At 69.5% G+C, this 4,119-nt stretch carries 6 protein-coding genes and 1 pseudogene; 4 read left to right on the plus strand and 3 right to left on the minus strand.

The annotated features are described in order from the left end of the window. Positions 1-332: ArsR/SmtB family transcription factor (locus J0695_RS27140; protein ID WP_206966258.1), on the minus strand; the 332-nt coding region annotated here is incomplete at its 3' end. Between the two features lie 249 nt (positions 333-581). Between J0695_RS27140 and J0695_RS27145 the strand changes: the two genes are divergently transcribed. Continuing rightward, complete coding sequence (locus J0695_RS27145) at positions 582-938, plus strand: hypothetical protein (protein WP_206966259.1); 357 nt, start codon at positions 582-584, stop codon at positions 936-938. A 45-nt stretch (positions 939-983) separates the two neighbouring features. Next, positions 984-1,436: pseudogene (locus J0695_RS27150) on the plus strand (cysteine hydrolase family protein); the annotation flags it as partial. Here J0695_RS27150 and J0695_RS27155 read toward each other — a convergent pair. After that, positions 1,426-1,788 carry a MerR family transcriptional regulator gene (locus tag J0695_RS27155; RefSeq protein WP_206966261.1) on the minus strand — a complete coding sequence of 121 codons (363 nt, stop codon included), beginning with the start codon at positions 1,786-1,788 and terminating at the stop codon, positions 1,426-1,428. The pseudogene J0695_RS27150 and the gene J0695_RS27155 overlap by 11 nt on opposite strands. A 92-nt stretch (positions 1,789-1,880) precedes the next feature. On the opposite strand from J0695_RS27155, the gene J0695_RS27160 reads away from it, so the two are divergent. Next, the gene (locus J0695_RS27160; protein ID WP_242553248.1) at positions 1,881-2,351 is read left to right on the plus strand and encodes a hypothetical protein; all 471 of its coding nucleotides are present in this window, start codon (positions 1,881-1,883) and stop codon (positions 2,349-2,351) included. Here J0695_RS27160 and J0695_RS27165 read toward each other — a convergent pair. Continuing rightward, positions 2,315-3,367 carry an NAD(P)-dependent alcohol dehydrogenase gene (locus J0695_RS27165; protein WP_206966262.1) on the minus strand — a complete coding sequence of 351 codons (1,053 nt, stop codon included), beginning with the start codon at positions 3,365-3,367 and terminating at the stop codon, positions 2,315-2,317. The two genes, J0695_RS27160 and J0695_RS27165, sit on opposite strands and share 37 nt — an antisense overlap. Before the next feature lie 95 nt (positions 3,368-3,462). On the opposite strand from J0695_RS27165, the gene J0695_RS27170 reads away from it, so the two are divergent. Next, a complete protein-coding gene (locus tag J0695_RS27170; RefSeq protein ID WP_206966263.1) occupies positions 3,463-4,050 on the plus strand; it encodes a TetR/AcrR family transcriptional regulator in 588 nt (195 codons plus the stop codon). The last annotated feature ends 69 nt before the right edge of the window (positions 4,051-4,119 follow it).

A 4,119-nucleotide genomic window follows, 5' to 3' on the forward strand; every position in this document is an offset into this window, starting at 1 on the left:
CGTGACAGTGCCCGCGCGGCGGCCCGGCCCTCACCGTCGTCCGGACCCACAGGCGCCTCGAACCGAAAGCCGCGAGCCACCGCTTCCCACCGCCGCTGCCGACGATCGGGACCGGGCTCGGCATCGCGGACGAGCCCGAACCCGGCCAGATGCCGCAGATGCCAGCTGGCGACGGACGGGGTCGCGCCCACCTCGGGGGCGAGCTGTGTCGCGGTGGCGGGGCCGTGCCGCTGGAGGCGTTCGAGGATCGCGAGGCGCACGGGGTGGGCCAGCGCGCGCATCGCCTTCGGGTCCGTGACCTCTATGTCGCCCAGGCGGTTACTGGAGTCCATGACGTGAGAGAGTCCTCTCATAATGTGTGAGAGTCAAGTCTCAGATCGGCCCAGCTTCAGCAACGGCCGGGTCAACGGGGCGCCGACGGGCGGTTGTTCACACACTCGTACCCCAACTCCCTGGCATTGATCAGGTCGGTCGCGGAGGATGACGAACATGAAGCGCACCAGCCAAAGCGTCCCTGTCATCGCCTTCCGGGCCCTCACTTCGGCGGCCTTCGTCGCGGCGGTCACCACCGGGCCGCTCGCATGACCGTCCTCGCGACCTACGCCCGCGTGTACGTCGACGACCTCGACACCGCCCTGCCGACCTTCGTCGAGCTCACGGGCGAGCAGCCCAACCTCCGCTTCCCGTACCGCGATCTGGAGCTGGCGAGCATCGGCAGCTACCTCCTCATCGCAGGCACGGACGAAGCGCTCGCCCCGTACAGAGACACCCATGCCACCGCGATCGTCGCGTCCGTCGAAGAGATCCTCGATCTCGCCGAACGAACTGGCGCCACCATCACGGACGGCCCCAACGAGGTGCCCACCGGACGTAATTTGACGGTCCGTCATCCCGGTGGCGCAATCATCGAGTACGTGCAGTTCACCGCGACCACCTGAGCAGGGGACGGCAAGCATGGCGAGCAATGCGCTCCTCGTGATGGACGTCCAGCGGGCATCCCGGTCATCTACGTGGTGATGGGGCTCCGCCCCGGCCAGCCGGAGGCCAGCGCGCGCAGCAAGGTGCTCATCGGCGTCCTGCAGGCGGGCCTGTTCACCGAGGGTGCTCCCGGCAGCGAGATCCACGACGACATCGCGCCCGAGCCGGGCGACATCGTCGTCACCAAGCGGCGCGGGAGCGCGTTCTCGGGGAGCGACTTCGACCTGGTGCTCAGGGCGCGCGACATCACCAGCCTTGTACTCATGGGCCTCGCCACCAGCGGCGTCGTGCTCCACACCATGTGCCGGGCCAACGGCCTGGACCTTGGGCTCACGGTCCTGTCGGACGCCTGCCTCGACACCGACCCCGAGCTGCACCGGGTCCTCACGGAGAAGCTGTTCCCGCAGTGGGCGGATGTCGTCACCGTCGACGACTGGCTCAAGGCCGTCACGCCGTAGGCCGCGCCCGCAACGGGCAACCCGTACCGACGCGCTCGGCGAGTTCGGCTCGCAGAGCGGCTAGTTCGCCCATGCGCACATCGATGACCTGGATCTTCTCCTCGAAGAGCGCGGACAGGGCGCTCGCGGTGTCCGGCACCTTGCGCAGCTCCTCACCCGTCCGTGCGATCTCCGCCAGGGAGAAGCCGAGCCTCTGTGCGGTGCGGACGTATTGCAGCCAGGCGACTGTCTCGGGCGCGAAGTCCCGGTAGCCGTTGGGCAGTCGAACGCCTGTGACGAGGCCGACCTTCTCGTAGAACCGGATGGTGTCCCTGGTGACACCCGTCTGCGCGGACAGCTCTCCGATACGCATGAATCCCCGTCGGTGGTGGGCTTGACCTTGGACCGTACTCCACTGTTTACCGTGAGGCTTCGCTGACCAGAGACCCGGCAGGAGCCCCCGAAATGATCCCTCCCTCCGCTTCCGCACGCCCCGGATATCTTCGCGTCGTCCGCGCGAGCGCCTGGTACGACCTCGTCGCCACGGCGGGATTCGCGACACCGTGGACGTACGTGCTGGTACACGACGCGCTGTCGTCGCTGGGCCGCGCATGGGGACTCGGCGAGATGCCCGAACTCGACCCCATGCAGACCCTCTTCGCGAACCTGATGGGGTCGGTGGTGGTCGTCTGGGCCGTCCTGCGCATCGTCAGGCCGCTGCCGGTGCACGGCCTGTTCGACGGCGCCGCACGCACACTCTTCGCGGTCTGGCAGGCGTACGCACTCGCCCATGGAGCCCCGCAGCTCCTGTGGCTGTTCCTCGTCGTCGAAGTGGCATTCGGGGTCGCCCAGCTCGTGCCGTGGTGGCGGCGGCCCGGCCCCGCGCGTGTCCTCGCTGTTCAGTCCAGGTCGGACATGTCGAGTACGAAGCGGTAGTGGGCCTCATTGCGCCGCAGGCGGTCGAGGGCTTCGTTCACCCGCGCCGAGGGAAGCACCTCGACGTCGGCGGTGATGCCGTGCGCGGCACAGAATTCCAGCATGGCGGCGGTCGCGGGCCTGCCGCCGCTGCCCGCAGAGCTGAGTTTCTTACGGCCCACGAGCAGGTCCATGGTCTCCACGGTGACGGGACCGAGGTGCCCGAGGTGGCTGAGGGTGCCGTCCATGGCCACCAGGCGCAGATAGGGGCCGAGGCCGTGCGGGGCGGAGATGGTGTCGATGACGACGTCGAAGCGGTCCCGTGCCCCGGCCATCTGTTCGGGGTCGGAGGAGACGAGGAGGCCGTGGGCGCCGAGCCGGCGCGCGTCGTCGGCCTTGTCGGGGGAGCGGCTGAGGACCGTGGTCTCGGCGCCCATCGCCACGGCGAACTTGACCGCGAGGTGGCCCAGGCCGCCGAGTCCCGCCACGGCCACGCGGGTGCGCGGGCCCACCCCGAGCGCGCGCAACGGTTCCCAGGCCGTGATCCCCGCGCAGAGCAGCGGGGCGGCGGCCGCCGGGTCCAGACCGGTGGGCAGGGGGTAGGCGAACCGGTCGCGTACGACGTACTCGCGGGAGAATGCGCCCAGGGTCGTCGAGCCGTCGTGCCGGTCGGTGCCGCCGTAGGTCAGGGTCGGGAAGGCATGGCAGAAGTTCTCCTGGCCGGCCCGGCACATCGCGCACTCACCGCACGAGTCGACGATATTGCCCACTGCCACGGGGTCGCCGACGGTGAATCCGGTGACTCCAGCGCCGATCGCGGTCACCACACCGGTGAACTCGTGCCCCGGGACCAGCGGCGGGTCCGCCGAGTCGGCAGCCCCGTCCCGGCTGTCGACGGCGTGCAGATCGGTATGGCAGACGCCGCAGTGGTCCACGCGGACCGCGAGGTCGTCGGGGCGCAGCTCGCGCCGTTCGAGCGGCACCCGCCGCAGCGTGGGCGTGGGGCCGTCCGCTTGCCATCCCATGGTGGTCCTCATGCTGACTCCTTACAGACAGACTGTTCGGTCTATTTGAGGGTAGGCGCCGAATGGGTATCAGGCAAACCAACTGTTCTGTTTGATAGCGTGTGGTCATGAATGAGCAGCCCCTGACCGCGCGCGGAGCGGCCACGTACCGCCGCATGCTCGACGTGGCGACCCAGGAGTTCGCGGAGCATGGGATCGCCGGTGCCCGCATCGAGCGGATCGTGACCGCCGCCCGCTCCAACAAGGCGCAGCTCTACGCCTACTTCGGCAGCAAGGAAGGGCTCTTCGACGCCATCTTCTTCGGCTCCCTGGAGCGGATCGTCAACGTCGCCCCGATCGACGCCACCGATCTCGCGGACTGGGCCGTACGCCTCTACGACGAGTACCTCCGCCGCCCGGACCTCATCCGGCTGGCCACCTGGGCGCGCCTGGAGCGCCGCCCGGCCGGTCACCTGGTCGACGACCCCGAGCGCCTCGAAGACAGCAAACTGCGCGCCATCAGTGACGCGCAGGCCGCCGGTCTGGTCCGGGAAGGGGATCCGTTCGACCTGATGGCGATGGTGATCGCCATGTCCATGGCCTGGTCGCCGGTGAGCAATGTCTACGCCGCGACGGCCGAGGAGCCCGACGCACTGCACGACCGGCGTCGCGCCCTGCTCCGCGAGAGTGTCCACCGCGCCGTGGCGGCCGGCTGAGTCACCTTCCGCGGCTCGCGCCGGAACCTTGATCGCCGTCCCGTGCGTCGTAGCGGGCGGGGTGGGGCG

The sequence above is a fragment of the Streptomyces beijiangensis genome (assembly GCF_017315755.1).
In the GTDB taxonomy this organism is placed as follows: Bacteria; Actinomycetota; Actinomycetes; order Streptomycetales; family Streptomycetaceae; genus Streptomyces; species Streptomyces beijiangensis.

Excerpts from the sequence above, each read along its gene's own strand:
- J0695_RS27145 (WP_206966259.1), top strand. The coding sequence starts at position 582 with ATGACCGTCCTCGCGACCTACGCCCGCGTGTACGTCGACGACCTCGAC.
- J0695_RS27155 (WP_206966261.1), bottom strand. The coding sequence starts at position 1,788 with ATGCGTATCGGAGAGCTGTCCGCGCAGACGGGTGTCACCAGGGACACC.
- J0695_RS27160 (WP_242553248.1), top strand. The coding sequence starts at position 1,881 with ATGATCCCTCCCTCCGCTTCCGCACGCCCCGGATATCTTCGCGTCGTC.
- J0695_RS27165 (WP_206966262.1), bottom strand. The coding sequence starts at position 3,367 with ATGAGGACCACCATGGGATGGCAAGCGGACGGCCCCACGCCCACGCTG.
- J0695_RS27170 (WP_206966263.1), top strand. The coding sequence starts at position 3,463 with ATGAATGAGCAGCCCCTGACCGCGCGCGGAGCGGCCACGTACCGCCGC.